Origin of the sequence: Natronolimnobius sp. AArcel1 (assembly GCF_011043775.1) — an archaeon.
In the GTDB taxonomy this organism is placed as follows: domain Archaea; phylum Halobacteriota; class Halobacteria; order Halobacteriales; family Natrialbaceae; genus Natronolimnobius.
The window spans coordinates 468,473-493,675 of sequence record NZ_JAAKXY010000001.1; the positions used below are offsets into that span (position 1 = coordinate 468,473).

At 60.2% G+C, this 25,203-nt stretch carries 29 protein-coding genes; 13 read left to right on the forward strand and 16 right to left on the reverse strand.

The genetic code is table 11. The annotated features are described in order from the left end of the window. Positions 1-17: 17 nt before the first annotated feature. From G6M89_RS02185 to G6M89_RS02200, 4 genes are all read right to left on the reverse strand, one after another. On the reverse strand, positions 18-1,013 hold the full coding sequence (locus G6M89_RS02185; protein ID WP_165160156.1) for an arsenic resistance protein: 996 nt from the start codon (positions 1,011-1,013) through the stop codon (positions 18-20). Positions 1,014-1,154: 141 nt separating this feature from the next. Beyond that, a complete protein-coding gene (locus G6M89_RS02190) occupies positions 1,155-1,511 on the reverse strand; it encodes a nuclear transport factor 2 family protein (RefSeq protein WP_165160157.1) in 357 nt (118 codons plus the stop codon). An 85-nt stretch (positions 1,512-1,596) separates the two neighbouring features. Further along, on the reverse strand, positions 1,597-2,295 hold the full coding sequence (locus G6M89_RS02195) for a DUF502 domain-containing protein (RefSeq protein WP_165160158.1): 699 nt from the start codon (positions 2,293-2,295) through the stop codon (positions 1,597-1,599). Positions 2,296-2,334: 39 nt separating this feature from the next. Then, positions 2,335-3,177 (reverse strand): proline dehydrogenase family protein, encoded by an 843-nt coding sequence (locus tag G6M89_RS02200; RefSeq protein WP_165160159.1) that lies wholly within the window; start codon positions 3,175-3,177, stop codon positions 2,335-2,337. 162 nt (positions 3,178-3,339) lie between these two features. Between G6M89_RS02200 and G6M89_RS02205 the strand changes: the two genes are divergently transcribed. Then, positions 3,340-3,885, forward strand: coding sequence for a CDP-2,3-bis-(O-geranylgeranyl)-sn-glycerol synthase (locus G6M89_RS02205; RefSeq protein ID WP_165160160.1), 546 nt, complete (start codon positions 3,340-3,342; stop codon positions 3,883-3,885). Positions 3,886-3,894: 9 nt separating this feature from the next. Here the strand turns inward: G6M89_RS02205 and G6M89_RS02210 are convergent, their stop codons facing one another. Further along, complete coding sequence (locus tag G6M89_RS02210; RefSeq protein ID WP_165160161.1) at positions 3,895-4,683, reverse strand: hypothetical protein; 789 nt, start codon at positions 4,681-4,683, stop codon at positions 3,895-3,897. A 212-nt stretch (positions 4,684-4,895) separates the two neighbouring features. Between G6M89_RS02210 and pyrE the strand changes: the two genes are divergently transcribed. Together pyrE and yqeC are read left to right on the forward strand one after the other, a co-directional pair. After that, on the forward strand, positions 4,896-5,429 hold the full coding sequence (pyrE, locus tag G6M89_RS02215; RefSeq protein ID WP_165160162.1) for an orotate phosphoribosyltransferase: 534 nt from the start codon (positions 4,896-4,898) through the stop codon (positions 5,427-5,429). Between the two features lie 65 nt (positions 5,430-5,494). Then, entirely contained in the window at positions 5,495-6,217 is a 723-nt protein-coding gene (yqeC, locus tag G6M89_RS02220) for a selenium cofactor biosynthesis protein YqeC (RefSeq protein WP_165160163.1), read from the forward strand. Between the two features lie 85 nt (positions 6,218-6,302). Here yqeC and G6M89_RS02225 read toward each other — a convergent pair whose 3' ends face one another. After that, positions 6,303-6,476: a hypothetical protein gene (locus G6M89_RS02225; protein ID WP_165160164.1), complete on the reverse strand. Its 174-nt coding sequence runs from the start codon at positions 6,474-6,476 to the stop codon at positions 6,303-6,305. Between G6M89_RS02225 and thrS the strand changes: the two genes are divergently transcribed. Beyond that, complete coding sequence (gene thrS / locus G6M89_RS02230) at positions 6,475-8,436, forward strand: threonine--tRNA ligase (RefSeq protein ID WP_165160165.1); 1,962 nt, start codon at positions 6,475-6,477, stop codon at positions 8,434-8,436. The two genes, G6M89_RS02225 and thrS, sit on opposite strands and share 2 nt — an antisense overlap. A gap of 218 nt (positions 8,437-8,654) precedes the next feature. Here thrS and G6M89_RS02235 read toward each other — a convergent pair whose 3' ends face one another. From G6M89_RS02235 to G6M89_RS02245, 3 genes are all read right to left on the reverse strand, one after another. Continuing rightward, positions 8,655-8,855, reverse strand: coding sequence for a hypothetical protein (locus tag G6M89_RS02235; RefSeq protein WP_165160166.1), 201 nt, complete (start codon positions 8,853-8,855; stop codon positions 8,655-8,657). A gap of 31 nt (positions 8,856-8,886) precedes the next feature. Beyond that, the gene (locus G6M89_RS02240; protein ID WP_165160167.1) at positions 8,887-9,543 is read right to left on the reverse strand and encodes a hypothetical protein; all 657 of its coding nucleotides are present in this window, start codon (positions 9,541-9,543) and stop codon (positions 8,887-8,889) included. An 82-nt stretch (positions 9,544-9,625) separates the two neighbouring features. Next, positions 9,626-10,258, reverse strand: a complete 633-nt coding sequence (locus G6M89_RS02245; RefSeq protein WP_165160168.1) for an isoprenylcysteine carboxylmethyltransferase family protein — start codon at positions 10,256-10,258, stop codon at positions 9,626-9,628. A 132-nt stretch (positions 10,259-10,390) separates the two neighbouring features. Here G6M89_RS02245 and G6M89_RS02250 point away from each other — a divergent pair, with 132 nt between their 5' ends. Both G6M89_RS02250 and G6M89_RS02255 read left to right on the forward strand, forming a co-directional pair. Next, entirely contained in the window at positions 10,391-11,062 is a 672-nt protein-coding gene (locus G6M89_RS02250; protein WP_165160169.1) for a helix-turn-helix domain-containing protein, read from the forward strand. A gap of 86 nt (positions 11,063-11,148) precedes the next feature. Further along, entirely contained in the window at positions 11,149-11,859 is a 711-nt protein-coding gene (locus G6M89_RS02255) for a phosphoribosyltransferase family protein (RefSeq protein WP_165160170.1), read from the forward strand. Between the two features lie 15 nt (positions 11,860-11,874). Here G6M89_RS02255 and G6M89_RS02260 read toward each other — a convergent pair whose 3' ends face one another. The 3 genes from G6M89_RS02260 to G6M89_RS02270 form a co-directional block, all read right to left on the reverse strand. Then, positions 11,875-12,297 (reverse strand): low molecular weight phosphatase family protein, encoded by a 423-nt coding sequence (locus G6M89_RS02260; protein WP_165160171.1) that lies wholly within the window; start codon positions 12,295-12,297, stop codon positions 11,875-11,877. 94 nt (positions 12,298-12,391) lie between these two features. Beyond that, a complete protein-coding gene (locus G6M89_RS02265; RefSeq protein ID WP_165160172.1) occupies positions 12,392-12,826 on the reverse strand; it encodes a universal stress protein in 435 nt (144 codons plus the stop codon). A 92-nt stretch (positions 12,827-12,918) separates the two neighbouring features. Beyond that, positions 12,919-13,509 carry a 50S ribosomal protein L15e gene (locus G6M89_RS02270; RefSeq protein ID WP_165160173.1) on the reverse strand — a complete coding sequence of 197 codons (591 nt, stop codon included), beginning with the start codon at positions 13,507-13,509 and terminating at the stop codon, positions 12,919-12,921. Between the two features lie 227 nt (positions 13,510-13,736). On the opposite strand from G6M89_RS02270, the gene G6M89_RS02275 reads away from it, so the two are divergent. Next, entirely contained in the window at positions 13,737-15,767 is a 2,031-nt protein-coding gene (locus G6M89_RS02275; RefSeq protein WP_165160174.1) for a beta-galactosidase, read from the forward strand. Between the two features lie 29 nt (positions 15,768-15,796). On the opposite strand, the gene G6M89_RS02280 is transcribed toward G6M89_RS02275, so the two are convergent. The 3 genes from G6M89_RS02280 to G6M89_RS02290 form a co-directional block, all read right to left on the reverse strand. Continuing rightward, the gene (locus G6M89_RS02280) at positions 15,797-16,051 is read right to left on the reverse strand and encodes a twin-arginine translocase TatA/TatE family subunit (protein WP_343162614.1); all 255 of its coding nucleotides are present in this window, start codon (positions 16,049-16,051) and stop codon (positions 15,797-15,799) included. 310 nt (positions 16,052-16,361) lie between these two features. Continuing rightward, positions 16,362-17,273, reverse strand: a complete 912-nt coding sequence (locus G6M89_RS02285) for an RIO1 family regulatory kinase/ATPase (RefSeq protein ID WP_165160175.1) — start codon at positions 17,271-17,273, stop codon at positions 16,362-16,364. Between the two features lie 282 nt (positions 17,274-17,555). Further along, positions 17,556-18,335, reverse strand: a complete 780-nt coding sequence (locus G6M89_RS02290) for a sugar phosphate isomerase/epimerase (RefSeq protein ID WP_165160176.1) — start codon at positions 18,333-18,335, stop codon at positions 17,556-17,558. 96 nt (positions 18,336-18,431) lie between these two features. On the opposite strand from G6M89_RS02290, the gene G6M89_RS02295 reads away from it, so the two are divergent. The 6 genes from G6M89_RS02295 (at position 18,432) to G6M89_RS02320 (ending at position 24,309) form a co-directional block, all read left to right on the forward strand. Further along, entirely contained in the window at positions 18,432-19,496 is a 1,065-nt protein-coding gene (locus tag G6M89_RS02295) for an NAD-dependent epimerase/dehydratase family protein (protein WP_165160177.1), read from the forward strand. A 62-nt stretch (positions 19,497-19,558) separates the two neighbouring features. Then, complete coding sequence (locus G6M89_RS02300) at positions 19,559-20,419, forward strand: biotin/lipoate A/B protein ligase family protein (protein ID WP_165160178.1); 861 nt, start codon at positions 19,559-19,561, stop codon at positions 20,417-20,419. Positions 20,420-20,493: 74 nt separating this feature from the next. Further along, positions 20,494-21,468, forward strand: a complete 975-nt coding sequence (locus G6M89_RS02305; protein ID WP_165160179.1) for a M48 family metallopeptidase — start codon at positions 20,494-20,496, stop codon at positions 21,466-21,468. 50 nt (positions 21,469-21,518) lie between these two features. Further along, the gene (locus G6M89_RS02310) at positions 21,519-22,391 is read left to right on the forward strand and encodes a deoxyribonuclease IV (protein WP_165160516.1); all 873 of its coding nucleotides are present in this window, start codon (positions 21,519-21,521) and stop codon (positions 22,389-22,391) included. Between the two features lie 522 nt (positions 22,392-22,913). Beyond that, entirely contained in the window at positions 22,914-23,855 is a 942-nt protein-coding gene (locus G6M89_RS02315; protein WP_165160180.1) for an aminoglycoside phosphotransferase family protein, read from the forward strand. Between the two features lie 76 nt (positions 23,856-23,931). After that, on the forward strand, positions 23,932-24,309 hold the full coding sequence (locus G6M89_RS02320; RefSeq protein WP_165160181.1) for a hypothetical protein: 378 nt from the start codon (positions 23,932-23,934) through the stop codon (positions 24,307-24,309). Positions 24,310-24,332: 23 nt separating this feature from the next. Here the strand turns inward: G6M89_RS02320 and G6M89_RS02325 are convergent, their stop codons facing one another. Next, positions 24,333-25,127: a hypothetical protein gene (locus G6M89_RS02325; RefSeq protein WP_165160182.1), complete on the reverse strand. Its 795-nt coding sequence runs from the start codon at positions 25,125-25,127 to the stop codon at positions 24,333-24,335. Between the last annotated feature and the right edge of the window lie 76 nt (positions 25,128-25,203).

Here is a 25,203-nt window from a genome sequence, read left to right on the forward strand (position 1 = left end):
TTGGACCTAGGTAAGGGTCAATTCTTCTCGAGTGAGACAGACGACTCTCCGGGCCACCACGCTCGTTCTCGAATGCCCTGATGAACCTGTGCAATGAGTCCTAACAACGGGAGTTCCAACAGTGGGCCGATGACCAGTGCCAGCGGAATCAACGGCTCGTGGGGGAACGCGACGACGGCGATTGCAAGCGCAGTCGGAGAGTTCCGCGACAAAATCGTATTGTTGAAACAGACGACCTCCTCGTACGAGAACGATAGTGCCTGCCCAATGGCGAACCCGAGACCGAGATTGATTACATAAAAGCAGACCACTGGCACCGCAAGCAGTGCAAGCAAGCCCGGATTCTCGAGAACTTCCTGTCCTTGTGAGGCGAACATCGCGCCAATAGCGAGGCTCAAGAAGATAATCTGGAGTGGGCTGAGTACCGGGAGAAACGACTGTCGAAACCACTGGTCGCTTCGCCAGCGATGCAGTCCTCTGCGGACACCCACGGCGAGAACGAGTGGCACGACCAACACGAGCACGACACTCTCGACCAGCAACTCGAGCGGGAGTTCAACGAGTTCGCCTGCAAAGACGTACAGGTAGACGGGCAACAAGACGAGTTGCAAAATCAGGTTATACGGGAGGATAGACGTTGCAAGCGGGACATCGCCATCGGCGATGTCGGTAAAGATCAGGTACCAGTCCGTACACGGCGTCACCATAAGCATGATCAGGCCAACCCACAGCGCAGGATACTCATGAAGGAAAATCGCACCGAGGACCACAGCGAGGACGGGATTCCAAATAAAGTTTATCAGGAGGCTCGAGCCAGCGACCCGACGATTACCGAAGGCAGACCGGAGCCTCGAGAGTGGCATTCCCGCGAACGCGCCGAATAACATCACCATCAAGAAGGGGAGGATGAGCGCATCTGCAACTGGGGCCACACCGGCAATCTGCCCAAGCGCAAGGCCACCGATGATCGCCCCGAAAACGAATACGGTCTGATATCGCTCGACGAAATCCATCCTCAGCCACCATTCCAACGGGCTGGCCGTAAACATACGGCTTCCTGCCAAAAGATCGAAGCGAGACTATTCGACGCCAGCATGGCCACAAGCTGACGATTCGCTCACTGACCTACCCAGAAATAGTGTTCACCAGTCGCCTCAGCTGTCGTTCAGATACACGCTGATTCGCGTGATCGACTCCTCGGCGTCGTCGAACTCCACGACATCACAGAACTTCGCCTCAACGTCTCCCTCATCGTTCTCGCCGGTAACTGTCCCCTCAGCAACGGAGGCGTCCTCGTCGTGAACGAGCAGCGAAACCTCGTGTGTCGAGTTCGAGAGCCCGCGCAGTTCGTTGACGTAGCGTGCGAAGCCGTCGAATCCCTCGAGTGTGCCCGTCAGTGATTCGTAGACGAACTCATCGGCGAGTGCGTCGCGGGCAATTGCGGGGTCTTCCTCGTCCATTGCGTCGAAATACGCCTGAATCAGGTCCTCGCGGTCGTCAGTAGCCATCATACAGTCCTTTCACACGCCATCCAATAAACCCGTTCGTCCAGCCTCGGTGGCTCCTCGAGCGCTGAGAACCAGGCAGCGGACCGCCTCAGTCGTCGTCCGCAGCGTCTGCGTTCTTGTTCTCGCCAGCTCTTGCCTCGTCGATCACGTCAATCGACACGCCGGCATCCATTCCCCGGTTGCGGTCTGAGTCACCGAACCCGGCGCTCAGGACTCGCGTGAGTGCGTCTTCGACGTCCTCGTCGATCTCTTGGATCCGCTCGGATTTGACCTCGATGACGAACCCGGTGGTAATGTTTGGCGACGTTGGCAAGAATAGGACCTCTCGGTCGTCGTCTGTCACCTTTCCGGTCTTGAACGCCGTCATCCGAAGCCCCTCCCAGACCTCGAGTTTGACGGGTTTCTGGAGCGATTCTTGCTCGCCGAAGGCGGTTTCGGCGGCCATCTTCGAGGCGTTGTAGACGACGCGCATCACGGGGACACGATTTGCGATGTTGTCGACAAGTCGCTCAACGAGACCGCCAATCGTCGTTCGCATGAGATAGCCAACCGAGAGGGTCAGGATGATGAGGACGGTCAGTGCGACGATAACGCGGAGGAACTGTGCGACCTGTCGGGCCTGATCTTCGCCGCCGGGAACGAACGGGTCGACGGCTTGCCACTCGAGAATAAGTCCGGGAGTGATGCCGGCGACAAGGCCGTAGAGCCAGTAGATGACGTAGAGGGTAATGAGGATCGGGCCGAGGACGATCAGCCCACTCGCGAAATCCCGCTTCCACGAAGCCATGTACGCAGACTCACACTACGGGCTAATGAGCCCTTCCCTTTACTGTCCGAGCACTGCTCGCAGCGCAAATCGGAGGTTTTCCTTGCGTTCCATCACCCGTCGCGAGAAGTACGACAACCAGCGCCCGCCGTAGGGAACGTACTGATACACATCGTACTCCGCGGCGAGGTCGTACTGTCGTTGCTCGCGAACGCCCATCAGCAACTGGAACTCGACGTCAGTCCCATACTCGTCGTGGAGCGCAATTGCTCGCTCGATCATCTGGTCGTCGTGGCTGCCAACGGCAATTGTCGGCCCATCCTGAAAGTACTTGAAGGCGTACTCAAGCAAGGCCTCGTACTCGCGGTTGACTCGCTCCGAGTCGGTATAGGCAATCGCAGCCGGCTCGTCATAGGCTCCCTTGACGAACCGGACTTTGCCGGGCAGGGTTGCCAGTCGCTCGAGATCGGTTCGCGTTCGTTTGAGGTTTGCTTGGACGCAGATGCCGACGCCGCCGTCATACTCGTGTGCGAGCGCTTCGAACGCATCGAGCGTGGCATCGGTCGTCGTGTGATCTTCCATATCGATCCAGACGAAGACATCGTGCTCGGCTGCGGTGTCGACGACGCCCTCGAGTTCCTCGCGAAAGACGTCTTCGCCGAGGTCGAGGCCCAGTTGCGAGGGTTTCACGGAGAGACAGGCATCGAGATTCGAGCGGGAAATATCGCCAGCCAGCGCCCGGTATTCGGCTGCATCGGAGCGGACCGGCGGTCGCTCGTCGTAGTGTTCACCGAGCAGATTGATGATCGCTCCGACGTGTCGCCCGTTGAGTCGACTGACGTGGTCGAGGACTTCGGCGGCCGACTCCCCCGCGACGAACCGGTCAGCGATTGGCGGGATCATACTGCTACTACTATTTGCCCCCTGTAAGAGGTTTGGTGTCAGTGACTGTGTGCGTGCCTGACCGGTGGAATGATAGGATGCCGACACGTAGGAGGCTCGAATACCCGCAGTTGCCGCAAGAAACCACCGCCCGTTAAGACGTGCGGGTTCGTTCGCGTCTATATGACACTCCTCGAGACCATCGTGATTGCGTTCTGGGCGATGTTGCCGGCGTACGTGCCGAACAACGCCGCCGTACTCGCCGGCGGTGGTCGGCCGATCGATGGCGGACGAACCTGGGACGGGAAACGGGTCCTCGGCGACGGGAAAACGTGGCGCGGGACGGCCGCAGGTATCACCGCGGGGCTCGCACTCGCTGGCATTCTGACGCTGTTCGCTGGCGACGTGAGCAACGCACTTGGCTTCGAGGTGCCGGAGTTCGCTCCGCTTGCGGCGCTCGGCCTCGCTGCTGGTGCAATGCTTGGGGACATTCTCGCGTCGTTTCTCAAGCGCCGCAGCGGTCGTGAACGTGGCGCGATGTTCCCCGGACTCGATCAACTCGACTTCGTCGTCGTCTCCCTGCCGCTGACCGCGCTGCTTGCAACTGACTGGTTCCGCACCGTCTTCACGTGGGAGGTCATCCTCGTCGTCGTCGTGGTCACGCCAATTCTGCACGTCGCGACGAACATGATCGCGTACAAACTCGGCCTGAAGAACGAACCCTGGTAAACCGCTCAGTTATTCCGCTGAGACGTCGTCAGTCCACTCCGGCCGAACGTTCTCAGCAGTCTCTGTCACGTCGTACTCGAGCGTCGTCGTCCACGAATCGCCGCGCTCGAGGACGTACTCACCCCACGTCGCCGCATCGACGCGCTCGAGTGTGACGTTCGAGTGCTGCAGTTGCCCGTCCGAGTCGACATGCACCTCGCCGTCGGCGTCAGTGACGTACTGCGTCTCGTATTCGGCGTCTCCACCCTCGATCTCGGTCCATCCCGTTTCTGGTTCATACACTGAGTGCGGTGTGTCATCGTCGGTCGTTTCACCGGTCCGTTCAAACACGCTCACCTCGAGTTGGGTGTGAACGAGTCGGTCGGGATAGACGGCGGTCGCTGGCCCCTCAACCGTCACGTCGCCGTCCGCCGTGGTGATCGCGCTGTGTTCGTCCTCGTTCGTTCGAAGCACTTCGTCGTCAGTCTCTGCGAGCCACTCTGCGAGTCGGTCCGCTGAGTCGGCCGTGGTCTTCGTGTATCGCTCGCCATCGCCACTCCAGTAGTGGTCGTACGTAAGCGCCTCGACCGCAATCGTTTCACGCTGCTCGCCGGTGTCGCTGTCGACTATCGAGTCGCGCGCAAAGAACAGGTCGCCCTCGAGTAGCAGCGTCTCGGAAACAGTGTAAGTGCCCTCGAGTTCGGTTGGCTCAGCGGGTGCGGCGGCTCGAGTGTCTGCCGGTGAGTACACGGCGAGGATGCCGGCCGTCGCAATCCCGACGAGGACGACGACTGCAAGGAGGATATACCGTCGATTCATACACAGTCATAACACGTTGCTACAAAAAACATACCGATCAGCTGCCACGTGTACTGAGGGCTGCGGTCAGAATCATGCTGAGTTCGCCGTTCAGGAGATCCGGTCTGAGGCGTCATCGACCGCCTCGAGTCCGACTGACTCCGCGAGCAGACATGCATCTTCCCGATCCGTTTCCACACCGCTTATTTCGTCGGGGCACGCGCGTTCGAGCAATGACGAACCAGGCACTCATCGACGCCCTTCGCGAGGCTGATGCCGTTCGATTCGGCGAGTTCGAACTCTCACACGGTGGCACCAGCGAGTACTACGTCGACAAGTATCTCTTCGAAACCGATCCCACCTGTCTCGAGACCATCGCAGATGCGTTCGCCGAGCGCGTTGACGAGGGAGACAAACTCGCCGGCGTCGCGCTGGGCGCAGTCCCACTCGCCGCTGCAACCAGCGTCGCTGCCGACGCTCCCTACGTCATCGCCCGCAAGCAGCGCAAAGACTACGGCACGGCTAATCTGATCGAAGGCCGACTCGAGGAGGGCGAAGAGGTCATTGTCCTCGAGGACATCGTGACGACGGGCACGAGCCTCGTCGATGCTATCGAGGCGCTCCGAGAGGCCGGCGCGACGGTCAACCGAGCCCTCGTCGTCGTCGACCGCGAAGAAGGTGGCCGCGAGACCGTCGAAGACGCCGACGTCGAAATGGAGTCACTCGTGACCGCGAGCGAACTGCTGGCCGACGCAGACCGCGAGTAACCTACTCGAGCCAGCGCCGCTTACGTGAGCGACGCAGTCAAGCCACTCGCGCTGGTGGTTCGCGTATGGACCTCCCCAGCGCACTCGAGGCCGAGGGAAACACCGTTTGTGTCGTCGGCGCTGGCGGCAAGAAATCGACGCTGTATGCGCTCGCTGACGGCCTCGAGCGCGCACTCGTTACTGCGACGGTTCGGATTCCGCCGTTTACTGAGCAGGTCGCCGACCTTCGAGTAACCACAGACCCGAATACGGCACTTGAGGAGACGACCGACTGGCCGCTCGGACTCGTTGCCGACCGCGAGGAAGACAGGTGTCACGGCTACGATCTGGCGGAAATCGACGCGCTCGCGTCGAACGCAGCCGACACGTCTGTCCTCGTGAAAGCCGACGGCGCACGCACGCGCTGGTTCAAGGCACCGGGCGACCACGAACCACAACTGCCCACCACTGCGGACGTGGTCGTTCCAATCGCCAGTGCGAAAATCGTCGGGAAACGACTGGACGAGGAGTACGTCCATCGACCCGAGCGCGTCGCCGCGATCACCGGCCTCGAGCACGGGGATCGAATTTCTGCTCCTGCTGTCGCGGCCGTCCTCACGAGCGACCGCGGCGGCTGGAAGGGCGTTCCCCACAGTGCAACGGTGATTCCACTCCTGAACATGGTCGACACGCCGGCGCTCGAGGCGACTGCACGCGAGATTGCCGCCGAAATTCGCGAGCGTCGCCCCGGAGCCCGAGTCGTGCTCACCAGCCTGCTCGCAGACGAGCCAGTCGTCGCGGTCGTCTGAGTGGTGTTGTGGAAGGGTGAAACGGGTCGTTATCCCCGAACACGCGCCGTCGCACACCATCACAATGTTTTTATCCCGCTCGAGACTACGCGTAGCTACGATGGTAGGTGTCCGTTTTACAGGGGCGTTTGCCCGCTTCTAACTCACATTCACGCCCGTCGTCTTGGCCGGTTCGAACCGCTTGGGCGGCGTTGACGGACGCCACGCCGAACGTCGTCTGGACGTTCTTCCAGTAATCGTACCACACAGCTACAGCCATGTCAGACTCAGACTCCGACGCGAACGCAGGGGAACAACTCACGGTCGTCCTCCCAGACGGCTCGGAACTCGCCGTTGACGACGGCGCAACGGTCGAAGACTGCGCCTACGAAATCGGCCCAGGACTCGGTAGAGACACCGTCGCCGGCAAACTCGATGGCGACTTCGTCGCCAAAGAAGCACCCGCCTACGATGGTGCCGAACTCGAGATCATCACCGAGGGCAGCGACGAATCGCTGCGCGTCATGCGCCACTCGGCCTCGCACTGTCTCGCACAGGCCGTCGAGCGCCTCTACGACGAGGAGACGGTCAAACTCGCCATCGGCCCGCCAACGGACGAAGGCTTTTACTACGACTTCGACAACCTCGATATCGACGAGTCCGATCTCCGTGACCTCGAGGCCGAAATCGAGGACATCATCGCCGAAGATTACGAAATCGAGCGCGAAGACGTCTCCATCGAGGAGGCCGAAGAACGCCTCGCAGGCGAACCGTACAAACTCGAGTTGCTCGAGGAACTCGCCGAGGAGGGAGACACCGTTTCCTTCTACAAACAGGGCGAGTGGGAAGACCTCTGTGCCGGTCCACACGTCGACTCGACAGGCGAAATCGGCGTCGTGAAACTGCTCGAGATCGCTGGCGCATACTGGCGCGGCGACGAGGAAAACGAGATGCAAACGCGTATCTATGGCACCGCGTTCGAAGACGAGGGCGACCTCGAGGCGTTCATCAAGCGCAAGGAAGAAGCCGAGAAACGCGATCACCGAAAGATCGGCTCGGAGATGAACCTGTTCTCGATTCAGGACGTCACCGGCCCCGGACTGCCGCTGTATCACCCGCCCGGAAAGACGGTCCTGAAAGAACTCGAGGACTTCGTCGAAGACCTCAATCAGGACGCTGGCTACGACTACGTCGAGACGCCTCACGTCTTCAAGACGGATCTCTGGCACCGCTCGGGCCACTACGAGAACTACGCCGACGACATGTTTATTTTCGATGTTGGCGACGACGAGTTCGGCCTGAAGCCGATGAACTGCCCCGGCCACGCCGCTATCTTTCAGGACCAATCCTGGAGCTACCGCGACCTCCCAATCCGCTACGCTGAGAACGGCAAAGTGTATCGGAAGGAACAGCGCGGCGAACTCTCCGGTCTCTCGCGCGTCTGGGCCTTTACCATCGACGACGGCCACCTGTTCATCCGCCCCGACCAGATCGAACAGGAAGTCGAGGAGATCATGGACATGATCACGGACGTCTTAGAGACGTTCGACTTAGAGTACGAGATGGCACTTGCCACGCGCCCCGAGAAGTCCGTCGGCAGCGATGAGATCTGGGAGCACGCCGAAGAGCAACTCGAGACCGTCCTCGAGAAACGTAACCTCGAGTACGAGGTCGAAGAAGGCGATGGTGCGTTCTACGGGCCAAAAATCGACTTCGCGTTCGAGGACGCTATCGGCCGTGCGTGGGACGGTCCAACGGTCCAACTGGACTTCAACATGCCCGACCGGTTCGACCTCTCCTACGTGGGCGAAGACAACGAAGAACACGAGCCGGTGATGATCCACCGCGCACTGTACGGCAGCTACGAACGGTTCTTCATGATGCTCATCGAGCACTACGAGGGCCGATTCCCGCTCTGGCTCGCGCCAGAACAGATCCGTGTCCTCCCGATTTCGGATGCAAACCTCGGCTACGCCCACCGCGTCGCAAACGAGTTCGATGACTTCCGCGCCGAGGTCGACGGCCGTGACTCCACGCTCGAGCGCAAGATCCGTGCGGCCCACGACGACCGCGTTCCCTACCAGATCATCGTCGGCGACAACGAGGAAGAGGCCGGCAACATCTCGGTCCGGGACCGCTTCGAGGACCAGGAGTACGATGTCGACATTGAGGCGTTCCGCAGCCATCTCGAGGCCGAACGAGACGAGCAGCGGACGGAACCGGACTTCCTGCAGGACTAAGAGAGGCCACTGATCCACGGCGGTAGCCATACCCGATTGACCCCGCCATACCTGTTTTGACAAGTCAAAGTTCTTTACCGACTTTCCGATGAAACGTAGTCTGTCTGCGATTGCGCCGGCACTGCGCACAACCGCTCATATATGTATGCATACACGTTGTCGTTCGTCGATGATGACGACACAAGAATCGAAACCCAGCAACCCTGAAAAGCAGTCAGTTAATCGTCCGCTTGGAGGCGATGTGATCCATCGGGGACGTCGTTTTGGATCTGATCGTGAATAGCGGACCGTTCTTCAGTGGAGAACGTTGGGAAGACATCCTCAAACTCTTTGCCGCCCCATAGCTCAGCGGTACTAACGTCTCGCTGTTGTTCCTGAAGTGTAACGAGCGGATCAGGGCGGGGGATGTCTTCAGGCATACCTAGCAAATTGACGCATCGATATAAAAATTTAGTGGTCAGAGATCGCCTCAACGATAGAGTCGTGCAACTCTCTGGCTTCCGCTATCGCATCGGCATGTTCATCACGAAATTGGCCGAGAACCCACTGATTGAATGTCACGGAGTCATCAAAGTATCGCTCGAGGAGAGGTTCGACTGCAATAAGTTCCCCTTCATGGCTTTCTAAAAACTGTTTCGCGTGCTCTTTTCTGAACTCACGACCTCGATCACGAAGTTCATCCACGTGAAGATACACACCTGTATCGATTTCTGCTGAACGGAACGTGTATCGCGGAGAGACGTTTTCGGGAGAGAACAGAAATGGAATATGGGTGTGTTGAACGTAGTTTCGGAGTTCAATAAGAAAGTCGCTGACCTCCAGGTCAACCGTCTCGTACAATCGAGTTCGATATGCTTCTTGTGACGCTTCAGATAAATACCGGCAGAATTGCTCAGCCTGATCTCGAACTGGAAAGATACTGCCAGAATATGCGATGAACTGCTGTGCTAACTCATACTGTGTCGGGCTGTCAGCCCGAATCGTCTCGAGAAATCGAGTGTGATGATATTTGAACGAATGGAATGCAACATCGAAAGCGCGTAGTCGTTCAATTGCCCACAGTCCATCACTCTCAATGAACTGCTGATAGAGAGTTTCGACCGACATCAGTGAGCAACTACTGTCTTTTCAGCCACTATATATGTGTCTACACGAAGGCAGACTATCGTAACGACCGGACGTTTCACACTTACATCGCGTTCGTGTCCTCGTAGCCAACGAGTAGACGGATCGTTCGCAGGGAGACGAACCGCGGCACACGCTCCGCATAGCGCTCGTACTCCTCGCCGTACTGTTTTCGCAGCCACGGCTCCTCGGCAAACGGGAGCGCCAGCCACCAGACGAAGTAGATGACACAGATGATCGCCACCAACAGCGAGTTCGTAAGGAGTGCAAACCCAATCGTCGCGACGATGTAGCCGACGTACTGGGGATTTCTCGAGTAGCGATACCAGCCGCCGGTTCGCAACTTGCCGGAGAGACCTTTCGTCTCTTCGACGCCGAGGTCGTAGCCGGCAGCGAGCGCAACGGCAAACCCGCCGAGGAATAGACTCACTCCCACGAAAAGCGACGGTGTCCGCGGGAGACCGAGCGTGTTCCAGGTGAGATATGCAAGGAGAGGCAAGAGTACGTTGAGTAGCTGTGAGATCGTCCAATGTGTGTAAAACTGCCATCCTCGCTCGCCGGGCGGCCAGTAGTCAGCCACGCCGAGAGCGCTCGCAACAATACCCGCGAGGTTCAGCGTGACCAGTCCGACGCCGAGGACAAATACGACCGACGTCAGCGAATCCGCCGTCACAGCCGCTAGGATGGAATCGATCATGCCTCTCGTACTCCCTCCGTGGTCGCACCCAGTGTCTGGACCATACACGACGCTCGAGTCGCAATCTGCTGGAATCTTCTCACGGACACGCTAGGTGATTTATATATCCGGGATGTCACTCAAGTCAACGGGATGAAATACTGTACTGTTCGACTCTCCCAGCCCGACTGGATGCTCCATCCGATGCAGCAATTCATTCGCGAGGAAACCGCCGTTCGCTACGAGGAACTGCAAGCCTGGGCCATTGCGACTGGCGACGCACTCGAGTACGAACTGTTCTACGTCGACGCCGACCGCGAGCCCTACGAAGCGGCTCTCGAGGCCGTCGATTCGATTCACTGGTACGACCTGACGCCGATCAACGAGGACTCGTTCTACGTGTACATCTGCCAGCAGACTCGCACGGAAGACACCCAGTGGCGCGAGGCGTTCGCCGCGTTGAACCTCGTCGTTGTGCCGCCAATTGTCTACGACACCGAGGCCGACTTCCAGATGACGATTGTCGGCACAGCTGCAGACTTACAGGCCATGCTCGAGGGACTTCCCGATGAGATCGACGTGACCGTCTGTTCGATTGGAGACTATGATCGCCGACACGCGCCACTCGTGGGCGACTGTACCGACCGACAACTCGAGGCCGTCGAGGCGGCAGTCGAGGTTGGCTACTTCGACGTTCCCCGAAAGGCCGGCGTCCGCGACGTTGCCGATGAACTGGGATGTGCCTCGAGTACAGCCGCGACGTTGCTCCAGAAAGCCCAGGCTCGAGTAATGCGACGGGTCACTGAGCGGTATGGCCGGCGATAAGCAGTAGTGAGCGAACACATGTTCGTGCGTTTTTGTAGGCACATACGGATCGAAATCCCCATAGTTGCAGAATCATGCATACCTGTATGAACAGAGCCGAGAAAGCAGCCTTGCAGTTGCGAGCCGTCGACGTGCTGCGGATGCTCAAAGAGACGCGAACGTACGACGAACTCGCCGAGACGACCGGCCTTCCCGCGGGCGATCTCAACCGGTACGTCAACGGCCACGTCCTCCCCGGCACCGAACGCGCACGGGAAGTCGTCGAAGATCTGGGACGGGACGCGCTCGCGGCTGAACTCGACGAGCGAATTCGGGTCGACAACGAGGGCTACGTCGATAACAGCGCGGCCGTCTTCGATCAACCGTTTCTCGACCTCGTCGCACCCGTCGTCGCAAACGGGTTCGAGTTCGAACGACCGGATGTTGTACTTACCGCCGCAACTGACGGCATCACCCTTGCAGCCTCCCTCGCGAGTTACTATGGGACTCGCTGTGCGTACGCGAAAAAACAAAAGGAAACCGCCGTCGAGGAGTTCATCGAAGCTCGCCAGCGCCTGCAATCGGGAATCGAACTCACCTACTATCTCCCTGCCTCCGCAATCGAACCCGGCGAAACCGTCCTGGTTGTCGACGATCTTATCCGCTCGGGTGAAACGCAAGAACTCCTCCTCGATATCATCGACACTGCCGACGCCGACGTTGCTGGCGTCTTCGCACTCATCGCTGCCGGCGATGATGGTACTGAACGTGCCCGTGAGCGAACCGATGCACCGGTTGGGGCACTCACAACGGTCTAATTGTTCGCGTTCGGGTTATGCGCTTTCTGTTTCGAGTTCGTCGAACAGGTCTGCAACGTGCTCACGAACTGTTTCACGAATCTCGTGCACCGTCTCGAGGTCCTCCCCGTGTGGATCGGGCAGATCCCAGTCTCGAACGTCAGTATCAGCCTCGAGGTCGAGCGTCGAACAGCCCATCGTTGCGACGTAGTCACAGCTCTCGAGTTCAGCCTTGGAAACGGCCTGTGGTGTCCGATCCGAGAGATCGATGTCTTCGTCGGCCATGGCCTCGATCACGACGTCGTGAACCGAATCGGCTGGGTGTGTGCCACCGGAGATGATTTTGACCTGATTCTCGAGGCCGCGCTCGGTGCGTTCTCGCTCGGCGTAGGCGGTCGCCATCTGGCTTCGACCGGCGTTCTGGACACAAACGAGCGCAATCTGGGTGTCGGGAACCATATGTGAGCGGAGAGACGGCTGCTACCTAATCGTTCGTATGTGCGCTACTGTGCAAACTATAGACATGGGTTTGAACGCCTGACGAACCAGGCGATCAGCGGACAATCGTCACCGGCACTGGTGAGCGGCGAGCGACTGTTTCAGCGACGCTGCCGAGCAGGATGCGGCTAGCACCCGTTCGTCCGTGGCTGCCGATGACGATGTGATCGATGTCGGTTTCGTCAGCGTAATCGACAATCGAACGCGAGACACTACCGACGACCGAGTCAGTGTCGATCTCACGGCCGAACTCAGCCGCCTGCTCGCGAGCCTGCTCGAGAAGATTTTCGGACTGATTCTCTTGATGTTTCTGGATCTGGTCGTAGTTTGCCATCGAGCCGCCTTCGATGCCCGTTGCGGCGTAGAAATCGCCCGGATCGAGCACGTTAAGTGCCGTGATGTTGGCATCAGGGTACTCGGTGCAGGCGAACTCGAGGGCCTGGGTTGCGCGATCAGACTCATCGACTGGGACAAGAATGTGGGATGTCATACCTGTTCCTACGAGTGTCTCGGGCTTAAAGTCCGGCCATAGTTGGCACTCGTCGGGAAGTAGTCAGTGAGTGAAAATCGAGTCGGAATGCGTTACTTTGCGCGACCTTGCCCGCCCGTGTTGGACGGTCGGACCTTCTCTGCACCCTTGCCGCGGTTGTTGAGACCGCGGTTAGCCTTGCCAGCGTTGGTCAGGCCACGGAACGCACGGTTGGTGTGGGTGTCGTCGCAGATCCAGTTGAGGTCGTCGTCGTTCTCGATTGCTGGATGTTCGGGATCGACGAGGATCACTTCAAACCATTTCTGCGAGCCGTCTTCACCGACCCAGTAGCTGTTGAGCACGCGCAGGTTGGGGTACTTGCGCGAAACACGCTCTTCGCCGATGCGCTGGATGTTCTTGCGCCGCCCGATTCGGTTGACACCCTGGCGCTTCGATCGGCGACCAGCTTTGTGTCGCTGCTTTCGGGCGGTCCCTTTACGGACCGAGACGCGCGTCACGATAATGCCCTGTTTGGCCTTGTAGCCGAGTTCACGGGCCTTGTCGAGTCGCGTTGGACGCTCGATGCGTTCGATTGCACCTTCCTTGCGCCATTCCTGTTTTCGCTGCCACTGCAGTTCCCCGAGCTTACCGTCGCCGGGGTCCTTCCATGCCTCCTTGATGTGGGAGTAGAAGCTTCGTGCCATATGTATCACCGCGGGCTTTCCTGGTTCAATCCCGATACTCGAGATCACATCCCGACCTGTGGGCGTCGCACCGAACAGGTGCCCGCTGGCGCCCGCGACCCAGCGAGTTGATAGGTTGTAGCCAGCGTTCCCGTATAAGCGCTTCGAACCGAGAGACGACGATACAGCCGTGTTAACGGATGACGTGAAAAAGGAACACTTAGGTGAGTAACGATTCACAACCACGTATGAATCTCGGTGTTTGTTACTTTCCGGAACACTGGCCGCGCGAGCGCTGGGAAACTGACATTCAGGCCATGGCAGAAGCGGGTCTCGAGTACGTCCGCATGGCCGAATTCTCGTGGGCCGTCATGGAACCCGAACGCGGCGAGTTCAACTTCGAGTGGCTCGATGAGGTCGTCGAGTTGATCCGCGAGTACGACATGCAGGCAGTGCTGTGTACGCCCACAGCGACCCCGCCGAAGTGGCTGGTCGACGAACACCCCGAAATCCGTCAGGAAACGTTCGACGGCACCACCCTCGAGTTCGGCAGTCGCCGCCACTACTGTTTCAACTCCGATGCCTATCGCGAGGAGACCGACCGCATTATCACTGAGATGGCTCGCCGCTACGCCGACAATCCAGCCGTTGCGGGCTGGCAGACCGACAACGAGTTTGGCTGCCACGAGACCGTTCGCTGCTACTGTGACGACTGCGAGGCAGCCTTCCGCGAGTGGCTCGCCGAGAAGTACGACTCCATCGAGGACCTCAACGAGTCGTGGGGCAATCGCTTCTGGAGCCAGCAGTACACCTCCTTCGACGAGATTGACGCGCCAGGTCCGACACCGGATGGCCACCATCCCGCACGCCTCCTCGAGTACGCCCGATTCTCGAGCGATTCGGTCGTCGACTACAACGCATTTCAGGCCGACCTGCTCCGCGAGATTAATTCTGACTGGTTCGTCACTCACAACTTCATGGGTCACTTTTCCGACCTGAACGCGTTCGACGTCAGCCAGGACCTCGAGTTGGTCGCCTGGGACTCCTATCCGACTGGCTTCGTCCAGGAGATGTCCCCCGAGGAGCCGACAGTCGACGAACTACGTGCTGGCAACCCCGACCAACTTGGCCTGAACCACGACCTCTATCGCAGCGCGCGCGACCGGCCCTTCTGGGTCATGGAACAGCAACCCGGTGATATCAACTGGCCCGCACAGGGCACCCAGCCAGCTGACGGCGCGATGCGACTCTGGGCCCACCACGCGAGCGCTCACGGCGCAGACGGAGTTGTCTACTTCCGCTGGCGACGCTGTCTCGAGGGCCAAGAGCAGTATCACGCGGGCCTGCGAAAACAGGACGGCTCGCCGGATCGGGGCTATCACGACGCCACGCAGGCCGCAAGCGAGTTAGCCGATATCGGCGGCGAAGACGGCGTCGGCCACGTCGACACACCCGTCGCGCTCCTGTTCGATTACGACAGTTGCTGGGCGCTCGAGGACCAACCCCACGCGCCCGACTTTGACTACTGGCAACTGCTCGAGTCGTTCCACGGCGCGCTTCGGGCACGCGGCGTGCAGGTCGATGTCGTCCCGCCGAGTACCGATCTCGAGGTCTACGACGCGGTCGTCGCACCTGCACTCCACCTCGTTACCGACGACGTTGCGACCCGGCTCGAGGCCTACGTTGCGGCCGGCGGCGAACTCCTTCTCGGCCCGCGAACTGGCGTCAAAGACGCATACAACAAACTTCGCCCGAAACTCCAGCCCGGCCCGCTCGCAGACCTCGTCGGTGCAACCGTCGACCAACACGATACGCTCCCTGAGGGGATCGAAACGACAGTCAGCCGTGTCGACAGCGACGAAACATACGCGTTCCGCACCTGGGCAGAGTGGCTCGAGGCCGACAACGCCGAGCCCCTCCTCACCTACGAGATGGACGGCATCGAAGACGGCCGCACGGCTGCTGTTCGAAACACCGTCGGAAAGGGCAGCGTCGTCTACTGTGGTGTCTGGCCTGAGGCAGATCTGGCTGATGACCTCGTCCGACCGTTGCTCGCACGCGCAGGCGTCGAGTACACTGAGCGATTCCCTGACGGCGTTCGCATCACTCACCGTGACGGCCGAACCTGGGTCACGAACTTCACGAGCAATGCCTACCGACTCGAGACCAATGTCGACGCTGACTGGATCGTCGGCGACGACACGCTCGAGGCGTTCGACGTGGCCGTTGCAGACGACGAACTCACCGGTACCGTTCGAGTCGACCGTCTCGAGACATAACAGCGAGAAACCGCAGCAATCGCAGTTCGTTACGAGTTCGTTTCCGCATCGACCGCCGTTCCGGAGTCAGCGTCGATGCTCGTGTCGAGGTCGGTGTCCGGGCGAAGTTCGTCGAGTTCCTGTTCGACCTTTGCCTGTCCTTTCTTGAACTCGCCGGTGGACTCGCCAATGGAGCGAGCGAGTTTCGGGATTTTCTGCGCCCCAAAGAGGAGAATTGCAATCCCGACGATCAGCAACACTTCGGGCCCGCCAGGAGCCACGAACAGCGGTGTAGTCGATATCACGTCTCGAACACCCAGACCCACACTTGTAATCTTTTAGGTGGTGTTACGATTCAAGAGCATTGCTACGATTCACTGACGGGCCGATTTCTCGAGCGATCAGCACTGCTGGAAGCCATCTACGCTGCCATAGTTGTGGATTGTCGCGAATCAACGGTTCTCGAGAATACAAGCTATTTTGTATATCACTATATCGTGTATACCTTCGAAATCAGGCGAGACGCATGGCGTATCAGATACTGGCAGCACGTGTTTCAGCGGCGAAATACCGGGAGTACGGGAGACAGAGACTGCAACCGACAACGTCGGCGCGTTAGTCGAGAACCGCCATCACCGACTCGAACGACCCCCGCTCAATGGCGGCCGCAACTGGCTCGGCCTCGAGGTCGTCCGGGATGTGCTGAGGGTACTTCCGGCGGAAGTAGCCGATTGCATTGGTCAGATCGCGGCGCAGAAACTCCGTTGCGTTCTCGTGATCCGTTGGAATCGCCTGGGGCCAGTCAAAAATTGTCACCCCACCCTCGTCGACGAAGACGTTGTACTCACTCATGTCCGCGTGGACGTAGCCGTGATCGTACGCGCACGCGATTTCCGACACGAGGAGATCGAGGACGCCGATTACCTGCTCGTCTTCGAGTTTCGTCTGTGAGAGTTCAACCCCGTCCATTCGCTCCATAACGATGGCGTGGCGATTCTGGCCGATTGGCTGGGGAACCGACACGTCAGGGTACAGCGACTCGAGGATATCATACTCGCGCTCGGCGGCCTTGCGCGCGGTGTACAGCCAGGAGACGTGGTCGCGGTCGGAGGTGTAATCGCGTTCCTTGTGGACTTCGCGGAAGTTTGTATAGCCCTCACGGTGGTACTTCAGTGCGTGAGGCTTGTACGAGCGCACTTCGTAGACGTCGCTTTCCTTGCCGACGCCGAGGGGCGAGCCGAACTCCGAAATCGTATCCTGCTCGACGAGCGCCCGCAACGCCAGCGCGTCGTAGCCCTCGAACTGCAGGGTGTAGCCCTCGTACTGAATCGTTTTCTTCTCGATCAACCCGCGTTTCAAACATCGCTCGAGGCGATAGTCGACCTCCTCGTCGGTGAGGGTGGCGAACTCCGAGAGTTTCTCCCGCTGGACCCACTCGGAGAAGCGCATCCCCTGTTCGACACCGGAGAGGAGATAGAAGTCCTCGTCCTCGAGCTCCGGGAGTACCCCGGCGACATTCCGCACCATGGCGTGCGATAGCCGGCGAGTACGTAAAAACGTCGTGACGAACGCCCGCCAGCGCACGGTGGCTCGTCCCTCGAGACCAAACGCTGAGTCTGAGATCAGTGGTGCGCCAACCGCATCACTAGCGCCTCTCTGCCCCGTTATCGTTCGATAGCGTGATCGAGCGATGGGATTGGTAAACTGCATAGAGCAATACGAAATCTACCTCTGGGCGAAACCGCGACGCTACTCGAGCGAGCGCACGACGCGATCCGCGATAGAAACGTAGCGGTCGCCGATTCCGATTTAGCGGCTGTCCGAACCGGCATCAGCAGTTTCGAGTGCTTCACGAACGTTTCGCTCACCCGCCTGGAGCGCCTCGAGTCGTCGGTCCTCTGGAAGTTCGTACTCGATAATCAGCGGCGTGTCCGGGTCGGCGTGGTCGCCAAGGAGAAAGACGATCCGCTCGAGGTCGAGCACTCCCGATCCGGGTACGTCCTCGAGTTCCGCCTCCGAGGTGTCCTTGAGGTGGGTGGCGACGATTCGGTCGCCGACAGCGGGGATCACGTCCGCCGGATCGACCGACTCGACGAGGAAGTGCCCGGTGTCGATGCAGACGCCGAGTCGCGGATGGTCGTACGCCTCGAGCACCTCGCGCACGTCGTTAATGGACGAGAACACCGTCGAGAGATCGTCGTGGTGGACCGACGAGTAGTTGTGAATCGCAACGTCGATCTCGAACGTCTCGGCGAGGGCGAGCAGTTCCTCGGTAATCTCGTCCCGATCTGGCGGATAGTTGACCGTGACGTAGTCGGCGTCGAGCCAGTCTGCGAACGCGATATACTCGCGGGCGTCCTCGGGAGTTTCGAGGTCGACAACGCCGTAGCCACAGATGTCGACGGCCGCTTCCTCGAGCAGGTGTTGGACCTCGAGTCGCTCGTCCGGGTCGTCGGTCGGCGGCAGGTGCGTACTCCAGAGTTCGAGCGTTTCGAGGTCGGTATCGGCTGTCTCGAGTGAACCGAGGACGGACTCGAGCGAGTCGTCGCCGAAGACGACGCTCTGAACGCCACAATCGAACGGTGTCATAGGTGCACTCGCGCGGACCGGTCCAAAAGCGTTCGGGAGGCGGAACGAACGGGGTGGGGTACCCGGGTTTATGTCTGTTCAGTGTAACCGACAGCCATGCGCGTCTTACTCATCGGCGGCACCGGCGTCATCAGCACCGGCATCACCCGCCAACTGGTCGACGCCGGCCACGAGGTCGTCTGTCTCACTCGCGGCGAAACCGACGCCGAGGTCCCCGACAGCGTCGAGTTCGTCACCGGCGACCGAAACGACCGCACAGCCCTCGAGCGAGTCGCCAGCGAGGTCGACCCCGACTGCGTCATCGACATGGTCTGTTTCACGCCCGAGCAGGCACGCGAGGCGGTCGATGTCTTCGGCGGCGAGATACAGCAGTACATCTTCTGCTCGACGGTCGACGTGTATCACCGCCCGCTCGAGGCCAACCCGGCAACCGAGGATGCCCCGCGGGAGTCAGATGTCGACGCTGAGCCAGTCAGCGAGTACAGCGCGAACAAAGCCGCCGCAGAGGATGTCTTTCTCGAGGCCCACGACGGGGCCGAATCAGTCCACGGGACCGACTCCGCGGGCGCGTTTGCGGTGACGATTATCCGCCCGTGGAGCACCTACGGCGAGGGCGGTGCGGTCTTTCACACCTTCGGCAGCGACACCTACTACCTCGACCGGATTCGGGAGGGGAAGCCGATCATCGTCCACGGCGACGGCTCCTCGCTGTGGGGGCCGTGCCACCGCGACGACGTTGCGAGCGCGTTCGTCGGTGCCGTTGGCAACGAAACCGCCTACGGCGAGGCCTATCACGCCACGAGCGAGGAGACCATCACCTGGAATCAGTACTATCGCCGCGTCGCGGCCGCGATGGACGCGCCCGAACCCGAGTTCGTTCACATCCCAACCGAACAGCTCCGCAAAGCCGCCCCCGAACGCACCGACATGCTCGAGGCGCACTTTCAGTACAGTACGGTCTTCGACAATACGAAGGCGAAACGCGATCTCGGCTTCGAGTACACCATCGACTTTGAAGATGGCATTCGGCGAACAATCGAGGCACTCGAGGACCGTGAGGGACTCGAGTCGTGGGATAGCGCGAATGACGACGCGATTATCGAGGCCTGGACCACAGCTTCGGAGGAGTTCGTCGAGACAGTGCAATCATTGAGCAAGTAATTCGGAACGGATCACTACGCTTCGACGCAACCACTAACTCGGTCCCCGGCGACACCACGAGTATGACCGACGCAGCCAGCGACTCCCTTGCAGACCGCGACTGGCGACTCATCCGCGACGATCCCCGCGACGGCGCGACCCAGATGGCACTCGAGGAGGTCGCCGCTGAAACGGCCCTCGAAGACGGCGTTCGGACCGTCCGAACGTTCTCGTGGGAACCGAGTACGCTCTCGCTTGGCTACCGACAGGACGCCGAGACGGTCGACTGGGACTTCTGCGAGCGCGAGGGAATCGGGGTGACGCGAAGACAAACCGGCGGCGGTGGCATCTATCACGACCGGTGTGCGGACATTTCGTATACGATTGTCGCGCCCGCAGACGAGGTGCCGGGCGACCTGATGGACTGCTACGACCTGTTCTGTGAGCCAATTCTCGAGGCGTTCGACCGACTGGGCGTCGACGCTGACTTCGCGGCGAGCGAGCAGGACGCGATCTACCAGCCGTCCTGCTATCTGCGGGATATTCATCCGGCCCACGATATCGTCGCACCGGCAGGTGCTTCGGACGCAGCCCACCCGAAGAAGATCAGCGGCAACGCCCAGTACCGCCAACGCGACGTCGTCATCCAGCACGGCTCGCTGAGTTTCGACCTCGAGCCCACCCGCCACGTCGGTACGTTCGCAACAGAGATCGAGGATGCGACGTTTACGGACCGCGTGACGAGCATCCGCGAGCAAGTGGGTGAACTCGACCGCGAGACGGCAGTCGAAACACTCGGCGACGCCCTTGGTGACTGGTGTGACGCCGACGCAGAAGCGTGGCGAGCCGAGGAACTCGAGGCAGCCCGCGACCTCGCCGACCGGAAGTACGGCTCGGATGCGTGGATCCGAAATCGGGAGACGCTCGAGGCGAGCGAGCAGTAGCTGTCGGAAAGCCACGTTGTGCCCACAGGTGTCGAAAACGGACCGCTTTTTGTTTAACAGCGAAACAGCACGGTATGCGACTGACCGGCCCGATTGGGATCGGCGTCCGAGCTCTCCTCGCAGCCGGTATCACCGGCCTCACGTTGCTCGCGAGTGCGTACATCATCACCGTCTTCGCCGCAGCACTTGTCCTCTTCGTCGTGATGCAACTCGGCCCGCTCGAGTTCACAGAGACCAGCTTTTTGTGGACACTCGTCATCGCCGCGATTCCGGTTCTGCCCTGTTTTGCCGTCGTCATCTCCCACGCCATCCGACTGGAACGCGTGGAACTCCTCGAGCGAACAGTTCCTACGTCGGAAATTGACTCTGAGGCGATACGAGCGCTCGAGGCCGCGACGACGCGACTGGCGGCGCAGTTCGACAGTACAACGCCAGAGATTCGGGTCCGCCCGGATGCAACGCCGATGGCGTACACGACCGCCCGCCCGACAGATCCGGTCATTGCGGTCCGTCGCCGTAGCTCGCCCGTGATCGTCGTCTCGAAGGGGCTCGTGCAGACGCTCTCGAGCGACGAACTCGAGGCCGTGGTGGCTCACGAGTGTGCTCATCTGGCGAACGACGACCTCCAGCTGACGTCGTGGTTGCTCGTCCCGTTATTTGCGGCCGAGTTCCTCTCCGACAACGATGACGATGAGCCGTGGCGGCTCGACCCGCTTGGCTGGGCGCTTACGTCCGTTGGACTCGTCGGACTTGGCGTCTTCTCCCGCGGGCGCGAACTCGCCGCAGATCGCGCGGCTGCTGAAGCGACTATTGAACCCGGCGCGCTCGCGTCCGCCCTCGAGCGTCTTGCACAACGGCGACGGCGACCCTCGAGAGACCTCCGTCATACGCGCTCGACGAACGCGATCAACGTCGTGCCGACGCTGGGTCAGGACGGTGATGTGGGAGGGAGTGAGAGTGGGGGCGGGCTCAGGTCAACACATCCCTCGCTCGAGGTTCGACTCGAGGCCCTGCGGTCGTTGACCGCCGAGTCGTCCGGCGATAGTTAGACGGGTCCGACATACCTATCACGAACCGGTACTGACGGGGATTCATGACCATGCAGGTCGGCGCACACGTTTCAATCTCCGGCTCGCGCGTCTCCTCCGACGACGAAACGCCTCCGTACGACGACGTTCGCAACGCAGTCCACCGCCAGCTCGCCTTCGGCGGCAACTGTGGACAGATCTTCACCACCTCCCCGCAGGTCTGGGCCCAGCCTGAAATCAGCGACGAGGCAGCCGACGGCTTTCAGGACGAAACTGACGAGTTGCTCGAGGGGCCGTGGGTGATCCACTCCTCGTACCTCGTGAACCTCTGTACGCCCAAAGAGGACCTCCGGCGCAAATCGATGGAGAGCATGCAGGCGGAACTCGACGCCGCCGAAAAGCTCGGCGTTCCGTACGTCAATGTCCACCTCGGAGCCCACACCGGTGCAGGCGTCGAGGGCGGCCTCGACAACGCTGCGGACGTCATCGACGACCTCGAGGTCCCAGACGATGTCCAGATTCTCATCGAATCGGACGCTGGCAGCGGGACGAAACTCGGCGGTGAGTTCTCGCATCTCGCGGGCATCATCGAGCGCACCGAGACCGATATCGGCATCTGCATCGACACCGCCCACACGCTCGTCGCGGGCAACGATCTGACAACTCCAGAAGCCGTCGACGAAACCGTCCAGCGGTTCGACGACGAGGTTGGCCTCGAGCACCTCGAGTACATCCACCTGAACGACTCGAAACACGACGTGGGCACCCACAAAGACGAACACGCGCTTATCGGCGAGGGGTACATTGGCGAAGACGGCATGAAGGCGATTGTGAACCATCCTGAGCTTCGGGATCTTCCGTTTGCACTCGAGACGCCGACGGAGGACGGGAAAGGGTTTGCGTGGAATATTGAGAAGGTGAGAGAGTTGCGCGATTCGGAGTGAGTGAAACGAGCGAGAATCGCGAGCTGCGAGACGCGTAAGCGTCTCGAGAGCGCGAACGGGGAACGACGTGACCCGTGAGCTGCGAGATTCGGAGTGAACGCGGTTCGGAGGCAAAGGCCGAGAACCGCGGAACCATGAACGGCGAGCATCGCGAGCCGTGAATGAGTGAAACGAACGAGAATCTCGAGAAAACGAGCGGCGCAAGCCGCGAGTTACGTGACTCGGAGTGAGCGAAGCGAATGAGAGTCACGGAATTTCGAACAGGGAGGGACTGCGAGGGGTGAGCAGAGCGAACCCCTCGAGAGCGCGAACGGGAAACGATGTGACCCGTGAGCTGCGCGATTCGGAGTGAGCGCGGTTCGGGGGTCGAAGACTGAAAATTGTGGGTTGTCACCGACAGAGCTGCGCATGAGCAATAGATTTATTTCCGACAGAAGTGTTTGAGGAACTGCCTATTATTCGGCCGTAGCTGCGGGACTGTATCCCAACACGGCCGGACCCCGTCCGTAAACGGGATTGACCATGTATCCAGACGAGACCTCGAAACGATCACAGTCACTCGTATCGGACTCCGACGACCTCACCGTTATCCGCGAACTACACGACGTCCCACCGTACCGCGTCTACGAAGTCCAAGTCGACGGCCGACGAGCAGTCCTGAAAGCTGATGCCCACCCGCGCGGACACGCGGCCATCGAAGGCCGCGTCCACGCGTTCGTTGCGTCCGAAACAACGGTCCCTGCTCCCGAAATTCTCGAGATTGGCCCCCAATATTACATCTCACAATGGGACGAGTCACTCGAGCGAGCACAGACGACTGATGAACTCTGGGCTCGAGCGGCCGGTCGAACGCTCGCAACGCTGCACACGGAGACTCAAAACGAGTTCGACAACTACGGGCAGTTCTACGTCGATGAGGGAAACCTCGAACTGACGGGCCACAGCGATTGGCTTGCCGCTGCTCGAGACCGACTCGAGTATCACCGTCCGTACCTTGAGCGGGTCGGCCACGCGGATATTGTCACAGTTGTGGACGAATTTTTTGCGGGTCAGACGGACGTTTTCGACGGTGCTGGCGGCCCAGTCTTCTGCCACGGAAACGTCCACCCTGAGCACGTCGCGACGACAGCCAACGAAGCAACGGCGGTCATCGATTTCGAGCACGCACTCGTCGCGCCCGGTGAGTACGACTACTGGCGTGTCGCCATGCCGCTTTTCAATGCGGCTTCCGATATCGATAGCTCGGCCCGTATCGCGTTTCGCGAGGGCTATGAGTCCATCAGGCCGCTTCAAAGCGGATTTGAACAGCGGCGAGACGCCTACCGACTCCTGAATCTCGTGTCGTACGTCGAATCGCTGTACCTCCAGCAGACCGTCGATACATCGACGTTGCCTGAGCGAGCGGCGCGCTTTCGTGAACTGATCGTCGAGACGCTCGAGCGATTACGCGCTGACGGTCCGTAGTCGCCGAGCCCATCTCCCGCACCGCTCTGCCAGCAGTACCGCAAACGTATAGGCCAATCGAACAGTACTGCGTCCTATGACCACTGCAAAAACGACGCCCGGACTCGGAATCGTACTCGGAGCTGTCCTCGTCGTCATTGGAATCGCGGCCTACGTGCTGTCCGATTTCGCGAGCGTCACGGCGCTTATCCCAGCGATTTTCGGCGTCGTCATTGCCGCGCTGGGACTCGTTGGTCGCCAGACTGATCGCGAACAGATCGCAGGCTACGCCATTGGCGTTCTGGCATTGCTTGGCGTGCTCGGCTCCGCCCGCGGCGTCCCGGACGTGATCGCACTGGTGACTGGTGGCAGTGTTGACTCGAGCGTCGCCGCTGTCGCACAGGGTTCGATGATCGTCATTGGAGTGGTACTGCTCGGCGCTGTGGCCCGCGATCTTCTCGCAGGTCGAGCGTAAGTCGGTGCTTGAGCACTGCACAATTAATCGATCATCATCCGGTCGACGTGTAGGTCGCCGTCCTCGTCGATACCAGCCTCGAGCCCCCAGCAAGTCTCGTCAAATTCGTAGGTCTCTGTCGGCCCGTCCTCGGCGTCGATGGTCACGTCGTATAGGCCGCCGTTCTCGAGCACTCCAACGAGTCGTTCCATTCCGTCTGCAGCGACAGTGACGGTGTCGGTCGTCCCGGTGTCGGTACAGCGGTCGACGACGGTGACGGTCATCGTTCGAGCAGTGCCTCTCGAGCGAAGGGTAATCGGCGCGTCGTCACCTGCATAACAGTCGTGTTGGGTATCACCGGGCCCGTCGAGTGGTGGAATCCACCCGACTTCGAGTCCGTCTGGCGTGATCGCAATGCCGTGGCGATATCCCGACTGATGTGGCCACGCGACCCGCTGTGTGGTCTCGCCCTCGATCTGGACGGTAGCAGTGACCGACCAGTCAATCTCGAGTACTGATCGTTCGACGATCCGTTCGCCCGACTCGAGCGTGTACGTCTCCGTGAGCGCGTCCGACTGGTCGATGTCGACGCTGACAGTGAGTGACTCGGCTCGTTCGTTCTGGATGGCGACCGACGGCGTGAGACCACTGTCAACGTAGTGCCACGGCGGGTCGCCGTGGTCGGACGTAAGCCGATCCGAGACGGAGAGCGCGGCAGGACCACACGATTCCACGGAATCCACTGCTGTCGGTTCGGACGGCAGACTCGCGTCATCGCTCGCGACGAGCGGACTGAGGGCGACGACACCGGCTGTTGCGAGGAGGTGACGCCGGTTCATGGCTGGATCATCGGAGTACGGCGGTAAATATCCTGTTGTGCGAGTGACTGATCCAGGAGACGAGACACAAAACCGA

What these genes read in the sequence shown, in the direction of transcription:
- G6M89_RS02185 (WP_165160156.1), bottom strand. Translation starts at nt 1,013, where the DNA reads ATGGATTTCGTCGAGCGATATCAGACCGTATTCGTTTTCGGGGCGATC.
- G6M89_RS02190 (WP_165160157.1), bottom strand. Translation starts at nt 1,511, where the DNA reads ATGATGGCTACTGACGACCGCGAGGACCTGATTCAGGCGTATTTCGAC.
- G6M89_RS02195 (WP_165160158.1), bottom strand. Translation starts at nt 2,295, where the DNA reads ATGGCTTCGTGGAAGCGGGATTTCGCGAGTGGGCTGATCGTCCTCGGC.
- G6M89_RS02200 (WP_165160159.1), bottom strand. Translation starts at nt 3,177, where the DNA reads ATGATCCCGCCAATCGCTGACCGGTTCGTCGCGGGGGAGTCGGCCGCC.
- G6M89_RS02205 (WP_165160160.1), top strand. Translation starts at nt 3,340, where the DNA reads ATGACACTCCTCGAGACCATCGTGATTGCGTTCTGGGCGATGTTGCCG.
- G6M89_RS02210 (WP_165160161.1), bottom strand. Translation starts at nt 4,683, where the DNA reads ATGAATCGACGGTATATCCTCCTTGCAGTCGTCGTCCTCGTCGGGATT.
- pyrE (WP_165160162.1), top strand. Translation starts at nt 4,896, where the DNA reads ATGACGAACCAGGCACTCATCGACGCCCTTCGCGAGGCTGATGCCGTT.
- yqeC (WP_165160163.1), top strand. Translation starts at nt 5,495, where the DNA reads ATGGACCTCCCCAGCGCACTCGAGGCCGAGGGAAACACCGTTTGTGTC.
- thrS (WP_165160165.1), top strand. Translation starts at nt 6,475, where the DNA reads ATGTCAGACTCAGACTCCGACGCGAACGCAGGGGAACAACTCACGGTC.
- G6M89_RS02225 (WP_165160164.1), bottom strand. Translation starts at nt 6,476, where the DNA reads ATGGCTGTAGCTGTGTGGTACGATTACTGGAAGAACGTCCAGACGACG.
- G6M89_RS02235 (WP_165160166.1), bottom strand. Translation starts at nt 8,855, where the DNA reads ATGCCTGAAGACATCCCCCGCCCTGATCCGCTCGTTACACTTCAGGAA.
- G6M89_RS02240 (WP_165160167.1), bottom strand. Translation starts at nt 9,543, where the DNA reads ATGTCGGTCGAAACTCTCTATCAGCAGTTCATTGAGAGTGATGGACTG.
- G6M89_RS02245 (WP_165160168.1), bottom strand. Translation starts at nt 10,258, where the DNA reads ATGATCGATTCCATCCTAGCGGCTGTGACGGCGGATTCGCTGACGTCG.
- G6M89_RS02250 (WP_165160169.1), top strand. Translation starts at nt 10,391, where the DNA reads ATGAAATACTGTACTGTTCGACTCTCCCAGCCCGACTGGATGCTCCAT.
- G6M89_RS02255 (WP_165160170.1), top strand. Translation starts at nt 11,149, where the DNA reads ATGAACAGAGCCGAGAAAGCAGCCTTGCAGTTGCGAGCCGTCGACGTG.
- G6M89_RS02260 (WP_165160171.1), bottom strand. Translation starts at nt 12,297, where the DNA reads ATGGTTCCCGACACCCAGATTGCGCTCGTTTGTGTCCAGAACGCCGGT.
- G6M89_RS02265 (WP_165160172.1), bottom strand. Translation starts at nt 12,826, where the DNA reads ATGACATCCCACATTCTTGTCCCAGTCGATGAGTCTGATCGCGCAACC.
- G6M89_RS02270 (WP_165160173.1), bottom strand. Translation starts at nt 13,509, where the DNA reads ATGGCACGAAGCTTCTACTCCCACATCAAGGAGGCATGGAAGGACCCC.
- G6M89_RS02275 (WP_165160174.1), top strand. Translation starts at nt 13,737, where the DNA reads ATGAATCTCGGTGTTTGTTACTTTCCGGAACACTGGCCGCGCGAGCGC.
- G6M89_RS02285 (WP_165160175.1), bottom strand. Translation starts at nt 17,273, where the DNA reads ATGGTGCGGAATGTCGCCGGGGTACTCCCGGAGCTCGAGGACGAGGAC.
- G6M89_RS02290 (WP_165160176.1), bottom strand. Translation starts at nt 18,335, where the DNA reads ATGACACCGTTCGATTGTGGCGTTCAGAGCGTCGTCTTCGGCGACGAC.
- G6M89_RS02295 (WP_165160177.1), top strand. Translation starts at nt 18,432, where the DNA reads ATGCGCGTCTTACTCATCGGCGGCACCGGCGTCATCAGCACCGGCATC.
- G6M89_RS02300 (WP_165160178.1), top strand. Translation starts at nt 19,559, where the DNA reads ATGACCGACGCAGCCAGCGACTCCCTTGCAGACCGCGACTGGCGACTC.
- G6M89_RS02305 (WP_165160179.1), top strand. Translation starts at nt 20,494, where the DNA reads ATGCGACTGACCGGCCCGATTGGGATCGGCGTCCGAGCTCTCCTCGCA.
- G6M89_RS02310 (WP_165160516.1), top strand. Translation starts at nt 21,519, where the DNA reads ATGCAGGTCGGCGCACACGTTTCAATCTCCGGCTCGCGCGTCTCCTCC.
- G6M89_RS02315 (WP_165160180.1), top strand. Translation starts at nt 22,914, where the DNA reads ATGTATCCAGACGAGACCTCGAAACGATCACAGTCACTCGTATCGGAC.
- G6M89_RS02320 (WP_165160181.1), top strand. Translation starts at nt 23,932, where the DNA reads ATGACCACTGCAAAAACGACGCCCGGACTCGGAATCGTACTCGGAGCT.
- G6M89_RS02325 (WP_165160182.1), bottom strand. Translation starts at nt 25,127, where the DNA reads ATGAACCGGCGTCACCTCCTCGCAACAGCCGGTGTCGTCGCCCTCAGT.